The organism is Citrobacter sp. Cb031, assembly GCF_030336725.1.
Classification (GTDB): Bacteria; Pseudomonadota; Gammaproteobacteria; order Enterobacterales; family Enterobacteriaceae; genus Citrobacter; species Citrobacter braakii.
The window spans coordinates 533,013-554,389 of sequence record NZ_JAOWDA010000021.1; the positions used below are offsets into that span (position 1 = coordinate 533,013).

Annotated in this window: 19 protein-coding genes; 7 read left to right on the plus strand and 12 right to left on the minus strand. The window is 51.3% G+C overall.

Features of this window, described 5'->3' with window-relative positions; all coding sequences use genetic code 11:
- Positions 1–63: 63 nt before the first annotated feature.
- On the minus strand, positions 64–1,449 hold the full coding sequence (gene cysS / locus OGV93_RS06970) for a cysteine--tRNA ligase (protein WP_006685638.1): 1,386 nt from the start codon (positions 1,447–1,449) through the stop codon (positions 64–66).
- Positions 1,450–1,622: 173 nt separating this feature from the next.
- Between cysS and ppiB the strand changes: the two genes are divergently transcribed.
- From ppiB to purK, 4 genes are all read left to right on the plus strand, one after another.
- Positions 1,623–2,117, plus strand: a complete 495-nt coding sequence (gene ppiB, locus OGV93_RS06975) for a peptidylprolyl isomerase B (protein ID WP_003021875.1) — start codon at positions 1,623–1,625, stop codon at positions 2,115–2,117.
- A 2-nt stretch (positions 2,118–2,119) separates the two neighbouring features.
- Positions 2,120–2,842 (plus strand): UDP-2,3-diacylglucosamine diphosphatase, encoded by a 723-nt coding sequence (gene lpxH, locus OGV93_RS06980; protein WP_101700631.1) that lies wholly within the window; start codon positions 2,120–2,122, stop codon positions 2,840–2,842.
- Positions 2,843–3,015: 173 nt separating this feature from the next.
- Positions 3,016–3,525: a 5-(carboxyamino)imidazole ribonucleotide mutase gene (purE, locus tag OGV93_RS06985; RefSeq protein WP_016152120.1), complete on the plus strand. Its 510-nt coding sequence runs from the start codon at positions 3,016–3,018 to the stop codon at positions 3,523–3,525.
- Positions 3,522–4,589 (plus strand): 5-(carboxyamino)imidazole ribonucleotide synthase, encoded by a 1,068-nt coding sequence (gene purK, locus OGV93_RS06990; RefSeq protein WP_046276063.1) that lies wholly within the window; start codon positions 3,522–3,524, stop codon positions 4,587–4,589. Before purE ends, purK begins: the two co-directional genes overlap by 4 nt.
- A 39-nt stretch (positions 4,590–4,628) precedes the next feature.
- On the opposite strand, the gene OGV93_RS06995 is transcribed toward purK, so the two are convergent.
- From OGV93_RS06995 to OGV93_RS07010, 4 genes are read right to left on the minus strand one after another with little or no spacing between them, the layout of a single operon-like run.
- Positions 4,629–5,522: a carbamate kinase gene (locus tag OGV93_RS06995; protein ID WP_104652281.1), complete on the minus strand. Its 894-nt coding sequence runs from the start codon at positions 5,520–5,522 to the stop codon at positions 4,629–4,631.
- Positions 5,523–5,525: 3 nt separating this feature from the next.
- Positions 5,526–6,335 carry an oxamate carbamoyltransferase subunit AllH family protein gene (locus OGV93_RS07000; protein WP_287109470.1) on the minus strand — a complete coding sequence of 270 codons (810 nt, stop codon included), beginning with the start codon at positions 6,333–6,335 and terminating at the stop codon, positions 5,526–5,528.
- Positions 6,336–6,346: 11 nt separating this feature from the next.
- Positions 6,347–7,606, minus strand: coding sequence for a YlbE family protein (locus OGV93_RS07005; RefSeq protein WP_104652283.1), 1,260 nt, complete (start codon positions 7,604–7,606; stop codon positions 6,347–6,349).
- A gap of 9 nt (positions 7,607–7,615) precedes the next feature.
- A complete protein-coding gene (locus tag OGV93_RS07010; RefSeq protein ID WP_287109471.1) occupies positions 7,616–9,283 on the minus strand; it encodes an acyl-CoA synthetase FdrA in 1,668 nt (555 codons plus the stop codon).
- A gap of 315 nt (positions 9,284–9,598) precedes the next feature.
- Here OGV93_RS07010 and allD point away from each other — a divergent pair, with 315 nt between their 5' ends.
- From allD to allE, 3 genes are read left to right on the plus strand one after another with little or no spacing between them, the layout of a single operon-like run.
- Positions 9,599–10,648, plus strand: coding sequence for an ureidoglycolate dehydrogenase (gene allD / locus OGV93_RS07015; protein ID WP_181546115.1), 1,050 nt, complete (start codon positions 9,599–9,601; stop codon positions 10,646–10,648).
- Positions 10,649–10,669: 21 nt separating this feature from the next.
- Positions 10,670–11,905, plus strand: coding sequence for an allantoate deiminase (gene allC, locus OGV93_RS07020; RefSeq protein WP_287109472.1), 1,236 nt, complete (start codon positions 10,670–10,672; stop codon positions 11,903–11,905).
- A gap of 10 nt (positions 11,906–11,915) precedes the next feature.
- Complete coding sequence (gene allE / locus OGV93_RS07025) at positions 11,916–12,701, plus strand: (S)-ureidoglycine aminohydrolase (RefSeq protein ID WP_287109473.1); 786 nt, start codon at positions 11,916–11,918, stop codon at positions 12,699–12,701.
- An 80-nt stretch (positions 12,702–12,781) separates the two neighbouring features.
- Here allE and glxK read toward each other — a convergent pair whose 3' ends face one another.
- The 7 genes from glxK to hyi all read right to left on the minus strand — a co-directional run bounded on the left by glxK (position 12,782) and on the right by hyi (position 21,372).
- The gene (gene glxK, locus OGV93_RS07030) at positions 12,782–13,930 is read right to left on the minus strand and encodes a glycerate 3-kinase (RefSeq protein WP_287109487.1); all 1,149 of its coding nucleotides are present in this window, start codon (positions 13,928–13,930) and stop codon (positions 12,782–12,784) included.
- 21 nt (positions 13,931–13,951) lie between these two features.
- Positions 13,952–15,250: a uracil/xanthine transporter gene (locus OGV93_RS07035; RefSeq protein WP_104652289.1), complete on the minus strand. Its 1,299-nt coding sequence runs from the start codon at positions 15,248–15,250 to the stop codon at positions 13,952–13,954.
- 58 nt (positions 15,251–15,308) lie between these two features.
- The gene (allB, locus tag OGV93_RS07040; protein WP_287109474.1) at positions 15,309–16,670 is read right to left on the minus strand and encodes an allantoinase AllB; all 1,362 of its coding nucleotides are present in this window, start codon (positions 16,668–16,670) and stop codon (positions 15,309–15,311) included.
- A gap of 72 nt (positions 16,671–16,742) precedes the next feature.
- Positions 16,743–18,203, minus strand: a complete 1,461-nt coding sequence (locus OGV93_RS07045) for an allantoin transporter (RefSeq protein ID WP_181546120.1) — start codon at positions 18,201–18,203, stop codon at positions 16,743–16,745.
- A 96-nt stretch (positions 18,204–18,299) separates the two neighbouring features.
- Positions 18,300–19,550: an MFS transporter gene (locus OGV93_RS07050; RefSeq protein ID WP_104651335.1), complete on the minus strand. Its 1,251-nt coding sequence runs from the start codon at positions 19,548–19,550 to the stop codon at positions 18,300–18,302.
- 68 nt (positions 19,551–19,618) lie between these two features.
- Positions 19,619–20,497, minus strand: a complete 879-nt coding sequence (gene glxR / locus OGV93_RS07055) for a 2-hydroxy-3-oxopropionate reductase (protein WP_172860569.1) — start codon at positions 20,495–20,497, stop codon at positions 19,619–19,621.
- Between the two features lie 98 nt (positions 20,498–20,595).
- On the minus strand, positions 20,596–21,372 hold the full coding sequence (gene hyi, locus OGV93_RS07060) for a hydroxypyruvate isomerase (RefSeq protein WP_104651327.1): 777 nt from the start codon (positions 21,370–21,372) through the stop codon (positions 20,596–20,598).
- Between the last annotated feature and the right edge of the window lie 5 nt (positions 21,373–21,377).

The following is a 21,377-nucleotide window of genomic DNA, read 5'->3' on the forward strand; positions in this document are numbered from 1 at the left end:
CGACCGACATTCGTACATTGATTGCCGGACAGGGCGCGAGCCGCCATCCGGCAATCAATATCATTACTTACGGCGCCAGGTAGTGCCCTGCGGGCCATCTTCCAGCACGATACCCATCTCATTGAGACGGTCACGCGCGGCGTCAGCTGCCGCCCAGTCTTTGGCTTTACGGGCATCCAGACGCTGCTGGATTAACGCTTCAATTTCAGCAACTTCACCGTCATCCGCCTGCGCACCGCTTTGCAGGAATGCTTCGGGCTCCTGTTCCAGCAGGCCCAGCACGCTGGAAAGCTTACGCAGATGCGAAGCCATACCGTTAGCCGCCGCCATATCTTCACCCTTCAGGCGGTTAACCTCACGCGCCATATCAAACAGCACGGAGTAGGCTTCCGGCGTATTGAAGTCATCGTCCATCGCTTCAATGAAGCGCGCTTCAAAGGCTTCGCCACCGGCTGGGGCAACGGACTTATCGGTGCCGCGCAGCGCGGTATACAGACGCTCCAGCGCAGAACGCGCCTGCTTCAGGTTCTCTTCGCTGTAGTTTAACTGGCTACGGTAATGACCAGACATCAGGAAGTAGCGAATGGTTTCGGCATCGTAGTATTTCAGCACGTCACGCACGGTAAAGAAGTTGCCCAACGATTTGGACATTTTCTCCCGGTCAACCATCACCATCCCGGAGTGCATCCAGTAATTAACGTATTCACCGTCATGCGCACAGGTGGACTGAGCGATTTCGTTTTCATGGTGCGGGAACATCAGATCCGAACCACCGCCATGAATATCAAAATGGTTGCCCAACTGTTTGCAGTTCATCGCCGAACATTCGATGTGCCAGCCAGGACGACCCGCGCCCCACGGAGACGGCCAGCTCGGCTCGCCTTCTTTGGACATTTTCCACAGCACGAAGTCCATCGGGTTGCGCTTCACATCAACCACATCAACGCGTGCGCCCGCCTGCAGCTGATCCAGATCCTGGCGTGACAGCTGACCATAGTTCGGGTCAGTCGGCACGTCGAACATCACGTCGCCGTTATCAGCGACATAAGCGTGACCTTTGGCAATCAGCTGTTCAGTGATTTCAATGATCTCAGCGATATGGTGCGTAGCGCGCGGCTCCAGATCCGGGCGCAGAATATTCAGTGCGTCGAAATCGCTATGCATTTCCGCGATCATTCTGTCGACCAACGCCACAAAGCTCTCACCGTTTTCATTCGCGCGCTTGATGATTTTGTCATCAATATCGGTAATGTTGCGCACATATTTCAGCTTATAGCCGAGGAAGCGCAAATAGCGCGCGACAACGTCGAAAGAAACGAAGGTACGTCCGTGGCCAATATGACAGAGATCGTAAACGGTAATACCACACACGTACATGCCGACTTCCCCGGCATGAATAGGTTTGAATTCCTCTTTTTGGCGCGTCAGTGTATTAAAGATTTTTAACATCGAAGATTCCGTGTAGACGTGTGTGGATAGTAAAGTCTGTATAATACCCATAATTTAGACCGGAAGCAGCACACTTTGCGAGGTGATCGCAGCTTGCGGTTATGCTATAACACACCCCTAACTCTGACCCTTCACGGGGTCGAAGCACCAATCTATCGGAACAGGATGCAAAAATGGTTACTTTCCACACTAATCACGGCGATATCGTAATCAAAACGTTTGATGATAAAGCGCCTGAAACAGTTAAAAACTTCCTGGACTACTGCCGCGAAGGTTTTTACAACAACACCATTTTCCACCGTGTTATTAACGGTTTCATGATCCAGGGCGGCGGTTTCGAACCTGGCATGAAGCAAAAAGCCACGAAAGAAGCGATCAAAAACGAAGCGAACAACGGTCTGAAAAACACCCGTGGTACGCTGGCGATGGCGCGTACTCAGGCTCCGCACTCCGCAACCGCACAGTTCTTCATCAACGTTGCAGACAACGACTTCCTGAACTTCTCCGGCGAAAGCATGCAGGGTTGGGGTTATTGCGTGTTTGCTGAAGTTGTTGAAGGCATGGACGTGGTTGATAAAATCAAAGGCGTTTCCACTGGTCGCAGCGGTATGCACCAGGATGTGCCAAAAGAAGACGTCATCATCGAAAACGTGACCGTCAGCGAGTAATCGTGACGACACTGTTTATTGCAGATCTTCACCTCTGCACAGAAGAACCGGCGATCACCGCCGGTTTTCTGCGTTTTTTAGCCGGTGATGCGCGAAAAGCTGATGCACTGTACATTCTCGGCGACCTGTTTGAAGCCTGGATTGGCGACGACGACCCAACCCCACTGCATCATGAAATAGCCGCGGCGATAAAATCACTGGTTGATTCCGGCGTTCCCTGTTTTTTTATTCACGGCAATCGAGATTTTCTGCTCGGCAAACGTTTTGCCCGTGAAAGCGGCATGAGCTTGCTGCCTGAGAAAAAAGTACTCAACCTGTATGGCCGCAAGGTATTGATCATGCATGGCGACACTTTGTGCACCGACGATGCAGGCTATCAGGCGTTTCGCGCCAAAGTACATCAACCCTGGCTACAGAAGCTGTTCCTCTCCCTACCTCTGTTCGTTCGCCAACATATCGCCGCGAAAATGCGCGCCAATAGCAAAGCGGCCAACAGCAGCAAGTCACTGGAGATCATGGATGTGAATCCGCAGGCCGTCATCACCGAGATGGAAAAGCATCAGGTCCAGTGGTTAATTCACGGCCACACCCACCGCCCGGCAGTCCACGAACTTACGGCCAATGAGCAACCCGCTTTCCGCGTGGTATTAGGCGCATGGCACACCGAAGGGTCGATGATCAAAGTCACGCCAGATGACGTTGAACTAATCGCATTTCCGTTTTAATTCCGCAGATATCCAGTTCCTATTTACACAAAACTCGTTGAGATGCAGCCAACTACAAAGGCTGCCTGAAGGGTGAAGTGCAAAGCGCGCAATCGTTTTCCTTGACGGCGAATTATGCTATTCTCTGTGGCCTCAAAAGTCGAGTGTAGTGCATCACAGGAGTTTTCAGACGCATGTCTTCCCGCAATAACCCGGCGCGTGTCGCCATCGTGATGGGGTCCAAAAGCGACTGGGCTACCATGCAGTTCGCCGCCGAAATCTTCGAAATTCTGAACGTGCCGCATCATGTTGAAGTCGTCTCCGCCCACCGCACCCCTGACAAGCTGTTTAGCTTCGCTGAAAGCGCAGAAGAGAACGGCTATCAGGTGATCATTGCCGGTGCGGGTGGCGCTGCACATCTGCCAGGCATGATTGCGGCGAAAACGCTGGTGCCTGTTTTAGGCGTCCCGGTGCAAAGCGCGGCGCTTAGCGGCGTAGATAGCCTTTACTCCATCGTACAGATGCCGCGCGGTATTCCGGTCGGAACGCTGGCTATCGGCAAAGCGGGCGCGGCAAATGCGGCCCTGCTGGCAGCACAAATTCTGGCAACACACGACAAAGCATTACACCAGCGTCTGAACGACTGGCGCAAAGCACAAACCGACGAGGTGCTGGAGAATCCGGACCCGCGAGGTGCGGCATGAAGCAGGTCTGCGTACTCGGTAACGGTCAGCTAGGGCGCATGCTGCGCCAGGCCGGTGAGCCGCTGGGCATTGCGGTCTGGCCCGTCGGGCTGGATGCCGAACCAGCAGCGGTCCCTTTTCAGCAAAGCGTGATCACCGCTGAGATTGAGCGCTGGCCGGAAACGGCGCTCACCCGCGAGCTCGCGCGCCACCCGGCGTTTGTCAACCGCGACGTTTTCCCGATTATTGCCGACCGTCTGACGCAAAAGCAGCTTTTTGACAAGCTCGGCCTGGCAACTGCGCCGTGGCAACTGCTGGCGGATAAAAGCGAATGGCCTGCAGTATTCGACAAACTCGGCGAGCTGGCGATCGTGAAACGTCGCGTCGGCGGCTACGACGGTCGTGGGCAGTGGCGTTTGCGCGTAAATGAAACCGAACAACTGCCGGACGACTGCTACGGCGAGTGCATCGTTGAGCGGGGAATCAACTTCTCTGGTGAAGTCTCATTGGTTGGCGCTCGTGCGCACGACGGTAGCACCGTCTTCTATCCGCTGACCCATAACCTGCACCAGGACGGCATTCTGCGCACCAGCGTGGTCTTCCCACAGGCTAACGCCAAACAGCAGAAACAGGCCGAAGCGATGCTCTCTGCCATCATGCAGGAGCTGGGCTATGTCGGCGTGATGGCGATGGAATGTTTCATCACCCCGGAAGGTCTGCTGATTAACGAACTGGCTCCACGCGTGCACAACAGCGGGCACTGGACGCAAAACGGTGCCAGCATCAGCCAGTTTGAGCTGCACCTGCGCGCCATTACCCACCTGCCGTTACCCACGCCGGTAGTGAACACTCCTTCGGTGATGGTAAATCTGATTGGTAGCGACCTGAACTATGACTGGCTGAAGCTGCCGCTGGTGCATCTGCACTGGTATGACAAAGAGGTGCGTGAAGGGCGTAAAGTGGGACACCTGAACCTGAGCGACAGCGATACCGCGCGTCTTAGCGCGACGCTGGAAGCGCTTATCCCCCTGCTGCCGCCGGAATATGCCAGCGGTATTATCTGGGCGCAGTCAACGCTGAAATAAGCCGATATGGGCGGCGTGTTTACGCACGCCGCCCATTTTTTACAGACGGATACAGGTTCCGGCTTTGCCCGCCAGCGTATCTTCAATACGTGACAACGCGCCAATCCAGGCCGGTTTCCCACGTCGTTTCACATATCCACTGACGGCGGTGACCTTTGGTCCCATCGAACCATCGGCTTTCGCAAACGGCGCTAGTTCATCAGGAGAGGCCTGACGAATCGCGCGCTGCTCCGGCGTCCCCCAGTTTTCATAGACCGCATCGGCATCGGTCAGAATGACCAGACCATCGGCATCAATCTGTTCAGCCAGCAACGCCGCAGCCAGATCCTTATCAATGACCGCTTCAGACCCTAATCCTTCGCCAGTAACAGGTACGCCGCCTCCCCCGCTGCAAATTACCACATGCCCTTCTTTAAGTAAGAGCTTAATGGCATCGCTTTCTACAATCTGGCGAGGTTCTGGCGAAGCGACAACGCGCCGCAGATATTTGCCGTCACGCTTCATATGCCAGCCGTAGGTGGCTTCCAGTTGCGTTTGTTCTTCGGGCAAATATACCGGGCCGATAAATTTCTCCGGTGCCATAAACGCAGGATCGTCCTCTGACACAACAATCCGTGTTAACACCGTGGTCACCGGCGGCATCTCCGGTTCAGCGGTCAGGCTCTGGGCCAACATATAACCAATCATGCCCTGAGTCTCGGCAACCAGCACATCTAATGGATAAGGCTCGACCTCCTTCCAGGCAAGATTCTGTAACGACAGCAGGCCAACCTGCGGTCCGTTGCCATGTACAATAGCCAGACGGTAAGAGCGCGCCAGACGCGCCAGGGCAGGTACGGCGCTGGCAATATTACGATATTGATTTTCTGCGGTCAGCGCCTCGCCGCGCTGCAATAATGCGTTGCCACCAAGAGCAACCACCAGCGTTTTCATTCCCTATCCTTCTATGATTTGTTGCCCAATCCAGAACCCCAACAGGGTGTCTGCACCGGAGGTATGCCCAAGCGCCAGCAGCGAATTTATCGCTGTGTCCAGCCTTTCCTGGCGACGCAAAGCATGGGTGAAGTGGAGTAAAGGTGAAGCGAAGTAACCTGATGCCGCGTAGCGTAGGTAGCTCACGCTAACCACAGTCGTCGCCTGCTCAAGGTAGCCGGAATCATCAAAGAAACGGTGACCGGAAACCTTATTCAGCGCGCCGAAATACCAGGCCGCCAGCAGCATGCCAGTCAATGTATCATCATGACTGGGCGTTAAACCGGGCCCTTTGCCTAACCACTGTCGCCAGTCTGTTGGCATCCCCGCAAGCGCCGAGAAAAAGCAGTGGCGGAACTGACGTAGCTCGGGGCACAAAGGCAGGTTTGCCGCCAGCATTAATGGCCCGAACAATCCCGTTTCCTCGCCGCGCTCCATCCAGTCGGGTGCAAGGCGCGGGGAATGTGGACGGTAAGTTATTCTCAATGAACAGCAGCGCCGCGGCTGGCACAGCAAAAATGGCCCCAACTGGATCCCCCTTGGGACAGCCAGAGGGGTTTCACTCCCACGTAACGCCGTACGCAGCGCATCAAAGTCATGCGTACGGATCACCCATCCTCCCGGGCTAAAGCCGCTACCCTGGCGGTGCAACGTCAACAGTGCACCGCTTTCGGCCACAAGATTAATCGCGCGCCGCCAGATGCCGGACAACTGCCATACCTGGCGAAAATCCGCAGACTGCTGGCTGCCGAGCAGAGGATGGATGATCATCATGCGCCCCCCTTTTAGCTAATGCCCATGCTTTCAGCCAGCGCTTCCAGGGCCAGCTCAAAGCAAGCTAACGGCGCACGGACGGTTCCCGCGCCAATCTGGCCAATACCGGCCTCTTTATGCGCAATACCGGTATTGATCAGCGGCGTAATCCCCGTTTCGACCACGCGACGGATATCGAGTCCCAGGCAGGCCCCCTGGAAATCCCAGCCGGGGATCTGCAACTGCATATTGCGCTCCAGATAGATTTCCGCCATCTCCTCAGACACGGATTTCGCGGCTTCCATCCCTCCTGCACCGACAAAACGCGTGACGCCAGGTGCGGCGATCATCGCTGCACCGCCAATGCCAAAAGTTTCGGTGATGGCGCTATCGCCCATATCCGGGTTTGCCTGCTCCTGTGAAAAACCAGTAAAGAACAGTCCCTGCGGTGTGTTAACAGGTGCGGTAAACCAGCGATCGCCAAGTCCGCTCACCCGAATTCCGAACATGTCGCCATTACGGGTCATCGCCGTCACAATACTGCCAGAACGCACAATCGCTCCGGCGTCCATCGCTGCTTTGCAGTAAGCCATCGCCAGGTTGAGGAAGAACTGGTCGGTTACGCTGAGGAAATCCATTACCTCAGCAATCTGCTGCTTATCATGTTGCAGACGGGCAATTTGCGGTGCCAGGGTTCGCATTAGCAGGGCTGAAGAGGCAATGTTGCGCTGATGGAACTCGTCCCCCATCGTAATGCCCTGCGCCATCATGGCGGTCAAATCAATACCCTGCTCCAAAGTGCCCAACGCTGCGCTTAAGACTGGCATCAGGACATCGCGCATCCAGCGTAAACGCTGCTGGACATCTTCTCCGTATGCGCCGAAACGCATCACTTTGCCAATGCCTTCGTTGAGATTGCAGTAAGCCCGGTTCCCTTCAGTGATGTTTTCCACCACCAGCATCGGCATGCTGGCAGAGGTGATCCCACCCATTGGCCCCACGGCATTAACGTGATGGCAAGGTACAAAATTGATTTTCCCCTGCTCCAGTAATGCCAGCGCGCTCATTTCATCATTGGCCCACCCTTCAAAAAGGCATGCACCAATGCAGGCCCCTTTCATCGGGCCGGTCATCTCTTGCCAACGCATTGGCGGTCCTGCATGAAGCAGTGTTTTTCCTTCATTGAGTTCGCTGATTAACGAGGACGCGGGTTGCACATCCAGCCAGTGCGGGCGCGCACGACGAATTTGTTCGATTACTGCAGCATTGGCTTGCGCCACTGATGTAAACATTGGAACCCCTTATTGCAAACGTTCTAATAAACGAGCCAGTTTTTTGTTACCGCCAGCGACAGGCGCCCACTGGTAATGCACCACAGGCTTTTCTGCCGCTTGTAAATCCAGTGCAAAACTGCGTAACCCGGCATTAATGACCGCTACTTTTTCCAGTAGAGAAGGTGCGGATTGATGAGATAACGGTCGAGATGGCCGAATAAGTTCGGCGGCAAGCAGAGTTGCCTCAGGCAGTGAACTCACTACAGCGATACCGGCGTCCTCCAGCGTGGCAATTTGCAGTGAACGACACTGCGGATCGCGTTCTGTACCGGTCACCGTCGCAATCGCAAACAGCGGTTGCTCGATGTTTCGGGCAGCACATGCCTTTTGCCAGGCCTGAACCATTGATGCCGCAGGATCTGCCGTCGCACCGTAACCAATCACGACGTCGACCAATAACACCCGTACCTGCGGCTGCGAACCGAGATCCGTAATAAGCTGATTACGTAGTGCAGGATCGATCATCGGATGCGGCCGCCCGACGGTATAAAAATCATCCCCCAGGTCAATAATCTGATGCCCGGCGGCATCCAGCATCATGCCGTGATGATGCTGAGCATCCGCTGCAACGTTTAGGTGTGCGGCCAACAGTCCCGCCGCTTCGGCAGCCAGCGTTCCTCCGGTATATAGCCCACGAATCAGTCCATCTCCCGTGGCAGCAAGCGCGCAGCGTCGCGCCGTGACTCGCGCCAGTAAACAGGTTAGACGGGCCGCATCATCCAGCGTCGATGCAAACCAGACGTTTTCATCACGGGCCGCTGTGCAGGTGTAACCTAAAAACAGGGCCACAACGGGTTTTCCCGTGGCTTTCATCGCCGTGACAATACGCTGACGAACAGCTTCCGCCGGTGGTTTAGACACAAAAGCCAGCACCTGGCTTTTATCATCTGTACCGAGCATCTCCAGCGCGGTAAGTGCGCTAATGCCCCCCACCTCAGCGCTCAGATCGCGTCCGCCCAGCCCGATGGCGTGAGTGATGCCTTCCCCGGCCAGCGCTATCTGTGAACAGAGCTCCTGGATCCCTGTGCCGGAGGCACCTATCACACCAATATTGCCTTCCGGCATTACGTTGGCAAAAGCCAGCGGCGTACCGGCGATCATGGCGGTTCCGCAATCCGGTCCCATCACCAGCAGACCTTTATCTCGTGCGCGGCGCTTGAGATTGATTTCATCTTCCAGCGTGACGTTGTCGGAGAACATCATGACGTTCAGGTTGCGATCCAGCGCCTGGTTCGCCAGTTCTGCCGCGTATTCACCAGCAACAGAAATTAGCGTCATATTCGCCTCAGGCAATTTCTGACTCGCACTTTCCCAGCGTCTGACCTGCAGTAGCGTTTGGCTTCCCCCGGTAGCCTGCGCCAGTTGCTGCAACGACTCATCCAGCTGTTGCAAAATGGCCTGCGTAATACTCTCATCCGCCGCTTCAGTACGAATAGCCACGCAAATATCATTCGGCGTAGCCTGATTAAAATCGTCATGCCAAAACCCGGTCGTTTCCAGTAACGATTTATTCGCCGGCGTTCCCATCATGACCGATACATCGTCTACATTTTCGGACTCACTCAGCTTACGTGAAATGATCATTAAACTGACAGAGTCCTGAAAACACCCTTTTTTAATAAAGGCGTGGATCATAACAACCCCTTAATAATTGCACCCATGGCAATTGCACGAGTAGTGTCAATGTGGAACTCAAGGTATATATCCAACATCACAAATAGAGTGACTGGCATCACACACAGATCATTAGCAAAAGAATTTTAATAACCACAGGAGGATTAGATGTTATTTTCTAACGGCATTATTTATTTAAAAAAAATGGCAAACCAGCACTGATTATCAAATAAATTCTAACTATATATTTTTGCCTGTCTGGATCACATATTAGATTTATTTTCCCGGTATGTTAACGGCAGTCATGCTTCACACCGTCGTTAAAAAGGAAGACAGATGAAAATCAGTCGGGAAACACTCCACCAGCTTATCGAGAATAAGCTTTGCAAGGCCGGACTAAAACGAGAGCACGCCGCAACGGTTGCCGAGGTATTGGTTTATGCCGATGCCAGAGGCATTCATTCTCATGGCGCCGTTCGTGTTGAATACTATGCCGAGCGCATTTCAAAAGGCGGCACTAACCGCGAACCCACCTTTCGTTTTGAAGACACCGGTCCTTGCACATCGATTTTGCATGCCGATAATGCCGCCGGGCAAGTCGCAGCAAAGATGGGTATGGAGCATGCAATTGAAATTGCTAAAAAAAATGGTGTCGCCGTGGTCGGCATTAGCAGAATGGGACACAGCGGAGCCATTTCTTACTTTGTCCAGCAAGCCGCCCGTGCAGGCTTGATTGGCCTCTCCATTTGCCAGTCCGATCCAATGGTCGTACCGTTCGGCGGCGCAGAAATTTACTACGGAACCAATCCGTTAGCCTTCGCAGCGCCTGGGGTTGGCGACGATATCATGACCTTCGATATGGCGACGACGGTGCAGGCCTGGGGCAAAGTTCTGGATGCCCGCTCACGCAATGAACCCATCCCGGATACCTGGGCTGTCGATAAAAATGGCGCACCTACAGCCGATCCTTTTGCAGTCAATGCGTTGCTACCCGCGGCCGGACCAAAAGGGTATGGTCTGATGATGATGATCGATGTGTTATCCGGTATCCTGTTGGGGTTACCGTTTGGTCGTCAGGTCAGTTCTATGTATGAAGATCTGCATGCTGGACGTAATTTAGGCCAACTGCATTTAGTAATAAACCCCGAATTTTTCTCCTCCAGCCAATTATTTCGTCAGCATCTCAGCCAGACCATGCAAGAGTTAAATGCCGTTGCTCCTGCACCTGGTTTTAAACAGGTTTATTACCCCGGACAGGATCAAGATATTAATCAACGCAATGCTGCGATTCATGGTGTCGACATTGTTGACGATATTTATCAATACCTGATTTCCGATGCTCTCTATATCAAGTCATACGAAACAAAGAATCCCTTTGCACAATAATTATTGAAACAGGAATTTCATATGATCAACCATTTTCGTCACGCAATAGAAGAATCCCTTCCCTGGCTCTCTTCCTTTGGCGCAGATCCTACCGGTGGGATGACGCGCTTGCTGTATTCGCCAGAATGGCTTGAAACACAACAGCAATTCAAAAAGCGTATGGATGACAGCGGCCTGGAAACGCGCTTTGATGAAGTGGGCAATTTGTATGGTCGCCTGCGCGGGAGCGAATCCCCGGAACAGGTCATTTTAAGCGGCTCGCATATTGACACCGTCGTTAACGGCGGCAATCTTGACGGCCAGTTTGGCGCGCTGGCGGCGTGGTTAGCGATTGACTGGCTTAAGACAACCTACGGCGCTCCGCTGAAAACGGTCGAAGTGGTCTCCATGGCTGAAGAAGAAGGTAGCCGTTTCCCATATGTTTTCTGGGGCAGCAAGAACATTTTTGGGCTGGCAAATCCCGATGACGTCCGCAACATCCAGGACGCCAAAGGCACACGCTTTGTTGATGCGATGAACGCCTGCGGCTTTACCCTCCCCACAGAACCACTACACGCTCGCAGTGACATCAAAGCCTTTGTTGAATTACATATCGAGCAAGGGTGCGTGCTTGAAAGCAATGGTCAGTCTATCGGGGTCGTCAGCGCGATTGTCGGGCAGCGTCGCTATACGGTAACGCTGAATGGCGAGTCTAACCATGCAGGTACAACGCCGCTGAGCTACCGTCGCGACACTGTTTACGCCTTCAGCCGTATCTGTAGCCAGTCGATTGAGAAAGCCAAAAAACATGGCGATCCTCTGGTTCTGACCTTTGGCAAAGTTGAGCCGCAGCCAAACACTGTCAACGTGGTGCCAGGAAAAACGACCTTCACCATCGATTGCCGTCACACCGACGCCGAAGTGCTGCGTGATTTTACTCAGCAACTGGAAAATGACATGCGCGCCATCTGCGACGAAATGGATATCAGCATTGATATCGATTTGTGGATGGACGAAACGCCGGTTCCGATGGATAGCAAACTGGTCGCCACCCTCACCAAACTGTGTGAAAAGGAACAGCTGAACTATCGCGTGATGCATAGTGGCGCGGGCCATGATGCGCAGATTTTCGCGCCCCGGGTGCCGACCTGCATGATATTCATTCCCAGCATTAACGGTATCAGCCACAACCCCGCTGAACGCACAAATATTAACGACCTTGCCGAAGGGGTCAAAACTCTGGCATTAATGCTTCATCAACTTGCCTGGCAAAAATAAGGAGTCAACAATGGGATATCTGAATAACGTCACGGGTTACCGCGATGATTTATTGGCTAACCGCGCAATTGTAAAACACGGTAACTTTGCCCTCTTAACCCCCGATGGACTGGTTAAAAATATCATTCCGGGTTTTGAAAACTGTGACGTCACCATCCTCTCAACGCCAAAATTGGGCGCGTCGTTTGTTGATTATCTGGTGACGGTACATCAGAACGGGGGCAACCAGAGCGGTTTCGGCGGCGAAGGCATTGAAACGTTGGTTTATGTTATGTCCGGCAAAATTGAGGCAAAAGCGGAAGGTAAAACATTCACTTTAACGCAGGGTGGATATCTGTACTGCCCGCCAGGCGAGCTGCTCACCTTTAGCAATGCTCAGGCTGAAGACAGCCAGCTGTTTTTATACAAACGTCGTTACATCCCCGTAGCGGGCCATGCGCCGTGGCTGGTCTCCGGTAACGCCAATCAGTTAGAACGCATCCATTACGAAGGTATGGATGACGTGATTCTGCTGGATTTCCTGCCTAAAGAATTGGGTTTCGATATGAATATGCACATTCTGTCGTTCGAGCCGGGCGCCAGCCACGGTTATATCGAAACACACGTCCAGGAACACGGCGCTTATATTCTTTCAGGCCAGGGAGTTTATAACCTCGACAATCAGTGGATCCCGGTGAAAAAAGGCGACTACATCTTTATGGGCGCTTATTCCCTGCAGGCCGGATACGGCGTGGGGCGTGGTGAAGCATTCAGCTACATCTACTCCAAAGATTGCAACCGGGATGTCGAGATTTAACAGCCTGCAGTCCTCCTGATACTTTTTTTATTTAGCTATGTTGGGTTTTGCCACGGTATATACCGTGGCTTTTTTTATGCTTAACGCAGAGTCATCGCCTGACCCAGTTTCATCGCACAAGCGATATTACGCGCGCAGTGATAGAGATTAGTTTCACCGCTCGCCAGCACTTCTGCTAACGGCGCGAGTCGCGGTAGAATACTGAATACCGCATCGATACCATGGCTGTGCACCACCTCTACGCCGTCGCCCAACACCCCAGCAATACCAATAACGGGAACGTGATGCCGCACGGCAACCGACGCTACGCCGATTGGCGCTTTGCCACCGACCGTTTGTGAATCAATACGTCCCTCGCCGGTGATAACCAGCGCCGCATCTTTGATTGCCCGCTCCAGATGTACAGCCTGCAGCACAATCTCGATCCCGGGTTTCATAGTGGCCTGCAGGAAGATAGCCGCAGCAATCCCCATTCCTCCAGCCGCCCCGCCGCCAGGCATCTGAGCAACATCCTCACCGGTCAGGGTTTGCAGCACACGGGCATAGTTGAGTAGCCCTTCTTCCAGCATCTCAACCATCTCAGGCGTAGCCCCTTTCTGCGGGCCGAATACCCTTGCAGCACCGCGCGGACCAACCAGCGGATTATCGACGTCACAGGCAACGTCAATTCGACACGCTTTCAGCCGCGGATCGCACTGTTGCAGGTCGATGTGTGCAAGGCGAGACAAACTCCCACCCCCAGCGCTTAATGACTTACCTTGCGCATCCAGAAAACGAACGCCAAGCGCCTGTGCCATCCCTATACCTCCATCAACCGTCGCACTTCCGCCAATACCAAGAATAATATGGCGAATACCAGCATCCAGCGCATGGAGAATCAGCTCACCAGTGCCGTAACTTGAGGCCAGCAATGGATTGCGCGCCTGCGGTTCGACCAGCATCAGCCCACTCGCCGCCGCCATTTCAATAATTGCGGTCTTACCATCCCCGGTCAGGCCATAAAATCCCTTTACTTGTCCCCCCATCGGCCCGCAGACTCCCACAGAGATAACTTTTCCTCCTGTCGCCGCCACCATTGCATCCACTGTTCCCTCTCCGCCATCAGCAACCGGTAAACAAATATATTCTGCATCCGGGTATATGGCCGAAAATCCGGCTTTAATTGCCTGGCAGCATTGGTCAGCGCTTAAGCTCTCTTTAAATGAATCTGGCGCAATTACAATTTTCATCATCAATCCTTTTTCATCATGTTATTTAATGCGTTCCCATGGAATGAGATTCTCCATAAGCACCGCCAGTAAAATCCCTACCAGCAAGCCATTGCTCAGTAATGGCCGAATAGCCAACGGAAGGTCTTGTAAATAAACCGGAGGCAGTCCCATCAAAAAAATGCCGACAAATAGCGGGAGCGCCAGTCGATAAATATTCCGTGCGGTAAATGTGATTTGCTGGCTAAATACCAAACCGGAATAAAGCAGCGGAAGATAAGAAACCAGCATCACGGCACTGCTGATCGCCAACGGAATGGCGCAAAATAAACGGGTTAGTGGCGTAAACATTGCCACGAATAAACATAATACGCTGCCGCAAATAAATGATTTTCGCGAGCTATCACCGGTCTGTGTTAACAGACCGATAGAAGAGACAAAGGGTGAAAATGGAATAACGGCAAAAGGTACTGTCACCAACGTCATAAAACCGGAAATAATAAAACTGCGGCGATAACGCGAGCTGCTGGAGCCTTGTTGTGCATAAAAGACGTCCGTGCCGCGCACCGCGCCATAGGTATTACTGACATTCACCAGACCGGTGATAACTGCCGTCAGAATAATGCCCGGCAACAGTCTGCCGTGACTGCCTAACGGGAACCACTGCCAGCTTAATTCACCGGACGGCAAGGTTATTGATGGAAAACACAATCGCCACAGACCCCATCCCACTATCGCCCCTACCAACAGGGCATAGCGTGAGATCCGCTGTGGTAAAAAGATGATCATCGCAAGGATGAAACACATCACAGCAACTGCCAGGCTAAAGGGCGCCAGTTGAATTTTGACGCTGGTATCCGCAATGCCAAAGGGCAACCCCAACATGCCTTTAAAAAATATAGTGGTCAACTGCGCGCCAAGCAGCAGCATAAAAAAGACCATCACCGTTGGGGTAAAGAGCCCGGCTAATCGATGCCCCAGTCCACTAAAGCCGATAATCATCGTCAGAACAGCGGAAATCACAATTCCAACGGACAGGCTGGTAGCAATATCATTGAGTGGTGTTCCGCGTGAGGCCTCAGCCAGCGTAATCGTCAGTATGGTTCCCCACCACAAACCGGTTGGTCCTTCCATAATGGCGCGGCGATGGCCACAAATAACCTGCGCAAGACAGGCCAGAGACGTCGTTAAAAAAGCGTACTGCGTGAGCATTAGCAGATTGCTCACAGGGAGATGAAAAGCAGAAACCAGCGTTGGCGGGACCACGACCGTATTACAAAAAATAAAGAAAAACCACTGAAAGCCGGATAACAAACTTTCGCGGTTAATAACAGGAAGCATATTCATACCTTAGAATAGAGAATGCCCGCCAATATGACGGGCATTAATTCACATCACATTATTGTTGATGTTTAAGGATAAATTGACCTTTAGGCGATACCGGGAAACCCTGCTCAATGTCATAAATAACATCACCACGCAGAATGGTTTTAGTAATGCGCGCGCCAATCGTACGGCCAACATACGGGCTGACTTTGTGGCGATATTCCAGGTCTTCGTTCTTCAGAACGTATTTGCTGTCCGGTTGAATAAAGACGAAGTCGGCATCTTTACCCGGTGCAATACGTCCTTTCTGCTTCAGACCAAAAATATCGGCGGCATTGGTTGCCATTAATTTTGCGAACAGCGGCAGCGACATGCCGCGTTTTTGCACGGCTTCATCAAACATAACGTCCATGCAGCTCTGCAGTCCGGCAATGCCGCCCCACGCCTGCATGATATTGCCAGCCTTCATTTCCGGCGGGCATGGAGAGTGGTCGGAAACCAGGCAGTCAATCTCGCCGTTAAACAGCTTTTCCCACATACCTTGCTGATTTTTCAGATCACGGATTGGCGGAGAGCATTTCGCGAGGGTGCCAATCTCTTCAAACTGATCGGTATCCAGTACGAAATAATGCGGGCAGGATTCGCAGGTCACATCCTGACCTTCCTGACGGGCACGGGTCACTTCTTCCACGCCTTCCGGGCTGCTGATATGGCAGACATGCAGGCGACAACCGGCGACTTTCGCCAGATACAGCACCCGACGAATCGCTTCCACTTCGGTAAATACCGGACGTGAGGCCACATAATCATGCGCCGTCACGCGACCTTCGCGTTTAGCCTCCTCGCCAAGCTCGTCGCAGATGAGCGCGTTTTCGCAATGCACCAGTACCGTCTGGTTCATTTCTGCCAGCTTCTGCGCGCCTTTAAAGAACTGCCAGTCGTTCACGTCGCGAAAATCATTATCGATACCGCGGTCGCCACAGGTGGCAACGAAGCATTTGAAACCGACAACACCGACGTCATCCAGCTCGTGCAGACGATCGAGGTTATATGAAACCAGACCGCCAAGCTGCGCGGCATCAATGGTCAATTTGCCTTTGGCCGCATCAAATTTCAGCTCGATGGTTTCACGATCCACTGTCGCGGGTAGCTGGTTGAGAGGCATTTCGATCATCGTGGTGATACCGCCTTTTGCCGCGGCACGCGTCCCCGTCTCATACCCTTCCCAATGGGTACGACCCGGCTCGGAGATATGGGTATGCGCATCAACCATGCCAGGTGAAACCACCAGCCCCGTCGCATCCATGACCTGCTTCGCCTCACCCAGATTCTCGCCAATGGCGGCGATTTTTCCTGCCTGGACGGCAATATCAATAATGCGAGCTTCATTTTCTAAAATAACAGTACCGTTCTTAATAATTAAATCAAAAGACATAACAAACTCCTTGTATGGATACAGATAATTTTTATAAATAACTCACGCTTAAATAAGCGATTACTGACTTCATCACATCTGTCCTGTGGCTTTTTGCGCTCTGGCTGATTCAGCAACTGATTTTTTCTTCAGCAAGGCATAGGCGACAAATGCGACAATAACGCCAACAAACCACGACACTCGCGATAACGGTTCAAGCAGAGGAATAAATTTACCCCCCAGTGAAAGAATGACTGCCACTAACGTTACGGAGAAGGCTGTCAGATTAAATCCGTTTTCATAATATTGGTAATCACCGCTGGCGGTATATAATTCATCAAGATTAATTTTTCCGCGCATCACGACAAAATAATGCGCTAACATAACCCCAATAACAGGGCCAAGCATCCCGCCGATAATATCCAGAAACAGATAAATACTGCTCTGATTTTCCATTAACTTCCACGGACAAATCAGCAAACTAATAATACTGGCGATCAATACACCGTTTTTATACGTTAACTTAGTAGGTGCAATAGCGGCAATCTGATAACCAGCAGGAATAATATTACCGGTAGCGTTCGTAGAGATTGTCGTCATTAAAATAACCAGTACCGCAAAAAACGAGGCAAACAAACTGTCCCAACGCTGCACGATATCCAGCACATTCCACGTATCCATTCCGTAATGAATACTGGCACCGGCGATTATGCACACGCTGGCAATGGCAAATAGCACGTATGCGACAATGAGCCCTAGCGTCTGGCCCAACGCTTGTTCACGAAATGAGTGTGCATTTTGCGTAAAATCGGATGCGCTCACTGCCGGAGCGGCCCATACCGCAACAACCGCGTTGATAACAACCAGAAACAGGAATCCGCTGTTGCCCGCTTTTTGTACGCCGCCAGGAATGTAGTCCAGAATCGGTCCAATTCCTACCAGTGATATCGCCCAGATAGCCATCCCGCCGAATACAATATAAATACAGGGGTTGAGGATTGCGGTAAATTTATTTAATACCTTACCACCACCAAAACCAATACCGACGTTAATGAGCCAAAAAATAAGAAATGTAATCAGCCCCGGCAGAGAAAGCCCTAATAAGGTAAAGTCACCGCCCAGCGTTAAAAACCCTGGCCATATCTTGCCAATCAGAATAAGAAATGCCAGCGATCCGGCATAACATTGCAGACCGAACCACATAATTGCTGCAATCCCCCCTCTCAAGAGTCCCGGGAAGAGCGCTCCGCGTACGCCATACGAGCCACGCAGAATCATTGCAAAAGGTACACCGTATTTACTTCCGGCTGCACCGTTCATTACCATAACTAACGCAATAAACAATGCACTAATAATAATAGCCAGCATGATGCTGAATGTGGAAAGCCCAAGAATAAAGAACCCACCAACCATAACGTAATTAGGTACGTTATGCACAGACCCCATCCATAATGTAAAATAGTTGAATGTTTTCCAGTTTCGTTGCTCGGCTGTTTTTGGTAATAAGTCGTCACTATAACCACGTTGTTGATATAGATCTCTTTGATGTTCCATAAATCCCTCTTGTCACGTATCGGATAACGTTGTAATGGGTTTAGCTATGCGGAACAAAAACAATAGAAAATAAGTTAAATAGTTTTAATTATTTTTTTATGCTGAAGCAATGACTATCGTTGCTTTCTTTTTATATAATGTAACGGCCGCAAAAATAAGCGTTCCGGTAACAACCAGACAGGCGGAGATAACAAAGCTTATTTCTTTAGAGCCCGTCAAATCAGAAATAAATCCGGTTAATGTTGGCGCAATAACAGCTGAGCTCATGCCAAAGAAGTTAAACAGGCTAAATGCTCTGCCCAGCGTTTTTGATGACGCTTGCTCAGAAACAAAGGAGATCAGAATCGGATCCACCGCCATTTTTCCCAATAAACCGTACAGAGTCAGGCTGACCATCAACATGGTAGTATTCGGCGACAACACCGTAAATACCAGCATTGCGGCGGCCATGATTTCCAGACCAAGAATGACTTTGACTTTACTGTTGCGAAACTTATCGGACAAATGGCTAAAGAATAATGCGCCAGGGACACCCACCACGGCGACTAATGCCGAGGCTACCCCAATCGCACCGCCATCAAATCCTCGTTCAGTCTGCAGATAAGACGGGAGCCAGGTCACGATCAGGTAATAGCCATAGCAGGTACAGAAGTAGAGGAAGTACACGCTACATAACAGACCCGAAAACAGCGGCGGGCTCTTCTCTTCTGATGCCGTTACCGTTTGAATTTTCTGATCTGCAGCAGGTACTTCATTTTTTGCCTTACCACGGATAACCAAAGTGAATATGCACAGCATCACCACCAGAATGGCAGCAACCAAGAACAACACATTTTGCCAGGCCATGCTCATGCTTTTTACCAGCACGCTGGAACCGATTAAACCGATCCCCATCCCAATTGCAGAGCCGCTATTAATAATGGCGTTTGCCAGTGCCCGACGAGCCTGTGGGACATTTGCCGAAGAGAGTGAATACGCTGAACTAAAGAAAGAGGCGCAACCCGCTCCCGCCATTAGCGAACCCGCATAGATCATCACCAGTCCAGTGGCTTTTGCAATACTCAGCGTACCAATAATAAACAGCGTAAACCCACACATCAGCATAATTTTCTGGCCAAGCTTATCGACCAGAATTCCGCAGGGAATTTGCATGCTGCAATAGGCGAAGAAATAAAAACTGGCGATAGCACCTATTTCAGCATTGCTAACATTACCCAGTGATGCCTGAATTTCAGGATAAATAGGTGTGAGCACGGTGCGATATATCCATATTGCTACCCAACCCAGACTCATTACGACGACGATCTTCTTCCAATATTCAATACCGGATGTTCTCTTTTCACTCATGACATGCACCTTTCCAAAGTGTGTCTGATTAAAATGTATCGCTGCAGTGAGCGCAGCGATACGAATGATCATGATAATTTATGATTTGCCATTAACTCCAACGCCTGAACCATGGCCGAGTGATCCAACTGGCTACCCCCATTCGCGGCACAGGTATTAAATAATTCCTGACAAGTTGCTGTATTAGGCAGATTCAATGACAGTGCCCTGGCGCTTTGTAATGCAAGATTGAGATCTTTTTGATGCAATGCAATTTTGAAACCGGGCTCAAAGGTGCGCTTGATCATACGCTCACCATGTACTTCCAGAATTCGAGAAGAGGCAAATCCCCCCATTAATGCCTGCCGCACGCGAACGGGATCCGCGCCAGCTTTCGAAGCAAAGACTAACGCCTCTGAAACAGCTTCAATATTTAAGGCAACGATAATTTGGTTAGCCACCTTACAGGTTTGACCATCACCATTACCGCCTACCAGCGTGATATTTTTACCCAGAATATCAAACAGCGGTTTGACCCGTGCAAATACATCTGGATCACCGCCAACCATAATGGACAAGGTACCTTCGCGAGCGCCAATTTCCCCGCCAGAGACGGGCGCATCGAGGTAATCCCCGCCCAACGCATTAACCTGTTTCGCAAAACGTTTGGTTTCGATAGGAGAGATAGAACTCATATCGACAATGGTTTTTCCCTGCAATGCGGTTTTGGCACAACCGTGTTCGCCAAAAAGCACTTCTTCCACCTGCGGCGTGTCCGGAACCATTATGAAGATGATGTCTGCAAAATCAGTTACCTGACGCGCAGTTTCAACATTAACTGCCCCCAATGACAGCAATTCGTCCGCAACCGGACCAATGGTCGTGACATGTAATTGATGTCCGGCGCGAGCCAGATTAATCGCCATTGGCGAACCCATAATACCCAGACCAATAAATCCCAGTTTCATTTTAACCTCTTATATCTCTGTCGGTTTTCCCGAATTCAGGCAACACAATCCCCTTCCAGAACGGTGGAAAAATGGCGTTGCCTGAAATTCCTTAAAAATTATCGATATTGATTAATCCACGACAATCCCGCTTCGGTGGTGGTCAATGGTTTATATTCGCAACCAATCCAACCGTCATAACCTGATTTATCGATAAACTTAAAAATAAAGTCATAATTAATTTCCCCGGTTCCAGGCTCTCCACGACGAGGGTTATCGGCAATTTGCAAATGACCTATTTTATTTGCCCACGTGGTCATGGTCTGGGTTAATTCCCCTTCCATACGCTGCATATGGTAAATGTCATACTGAATCTTGATATTATTGCAACCGACACTATCGATTAAAGCCAGCGCCTGCTGGGTCCCGGTGAGATGGAATCCAGGAATATCAAAATGGTTGATCGGCTCAATCAGCAATAAAATATCTTCTTTCGCTAACATATTTGCCGCATAGCGCAGGTTTTCCACCAACGTCTGCTGGATCTGTTCGGCAGAAAACCCCGCAGGAGTTTTACCTACCAGGCAATTGATCTTCTTATTGCCGAGCCCCTTCGCATAACGAACAGCCGCCGCGACACCATCTCGAAATTCTTCTTCGCGACCTGGAATACAGGCGATACCGCGTTCACCCGCCGCCCAGTCTCCGGCAGGAAGATTATGCAGCGTATGCTCCAGCTGGTTGATCTGCAGCTTTTCCTTTAATACGTCAATGTCGTAATCGTAGGGAAACATAAACTCTACGCCACGAAATCCCGATTGTGCCGCTTTATCGAAGCGTTCAAGAAAACTGTATTCCAGAAACAGCATGGAAAGATTGGCTGAGAAACGTAACATCTGTC

Excerpts from the sequence above, each read along its gene's own strand:
- allD (WP_181546115.1), top strand. The coding sequence starts at position 9,599 with ATGAAAATCAGTCGGGAAACACTCCACCAGCTTATCGAGAATAAGCTT.
- OGV93_RS07000 (WP_287109470.1), bottom strand. The coding sequence starts at position 6,335 with ATGATGATCATCCATCCTCTGCTCGGCAGCCAGCAGTCTGCGGATTTT.
- allC (WP_287109472.1), top strand. The coding sequence starts at position 10,670 with ATGATCAACCATTTTCGTCACGCAATAGAAGAATCCCTTCCCTGGCTC.
- OGV93_RS07035 (WP_104652289.1), bottom strand. The coding sequence starts at position 15,250 with ATGCTTCCTGTTATTAACCGCGAAAGTTTGTTATCCGGCTTTCAGTGG.
- hyi (WP_104651327.1), bottom strand. The coding sequence starts at position 21,372 with ATGTTACGTTTCTCAGCCAATCTTTCCATGCTGTTTCTGGAATACAGT.
- glxR (WP_172860569.1), bottom strand. The coding sequence starts at position 20,497 with ATGAAACTGGGATTTATTGGTCTGGGTATTATGGGTTCGCCAATGGCG.
- OGV93_RS06995 (WP_104652281.1), bottom strand. The coding sequence starts at position 5,522 with ATGAAAACGCTGGTGGTTGCTCTTGGTGGCAACGCATTATTGCAGCGC.
- cysS (WP_006685638.1), bottom strand. The coding sequence starts at position 1,449 with ATGTTAAAAATCTTTAATACACTGACGCGCCAAAAAGAGGAATTCAAA.
- ppiB (WP_003021875.1), top strand. The coding sequence starts at position 1,623 with ATGGTTACTTTCCACACTAATCACGGCGATATCGTAATCAAAACGTTT.
- allE (WP_287109473.1), top strand. The coding sequence starts at position 11,916 with ATGGGATATCTGAATAACGTCACGGGTTACCGCGATGATTTATTGGCT.
- OGV93_RS07050 (WP_104651335.1), bottom strand. The coding sequence starts at position 19,550 with ATGAGTGAAAAGAGAACATCCGGTATTGAATATTGGAAGAAGATCGTC.
- OGV93_RS07045 (WP_181546120.1), bottom strand. The coding sequence starts at position 18,203 with ATGGAACATCAAAGAGATCTATATCAACAACGTGGTTATAGTGACGAC.
- glxK (WP_287109487.1), bottom strand. The coding sequence starts at position 13,930 with ATGAAAATTGTAATTGCGCCAGATTCATTTAAAGAGAGCTTAAGCGCT.
- purK (WP_046276063.1), top strand. The coding sequence starts at position 3,522 with ATGAAGCAGGTCTGCGTACTCGGTAACGGTCAGCTAGGGCGCATGCTG.
- allB (WP_287109474.1), bottom strand. The coding sequence starts at position 16,670 with ATGTCTTTTGATTTAATTATTAAGAACGGTACTGTTATTTTAGAAAAT.
- OGV93_RS07005 (WP_104652283.1), bottom strand. The coding sequence starts at position 7,606 with ATGTTTACATCAGTGGCGCAAGCCAATGCTGCAGTAATCGAACAAATT.
- OGV93_RS07010 (WP_287109471.1), bottom strand. The coding sequence starts at position 9,283 with ATGATCCACGCCTTTATTAAAAAAGGGTGTTTTCAGGACTCTGTCAGT.
- purE (WP_016152120.1), top strand. The coding sequence starts at position 3,016 with ATGTCTTCCCGCAATAACCCGGCGCGTGTCGCCATCGTGATGGGGTCC.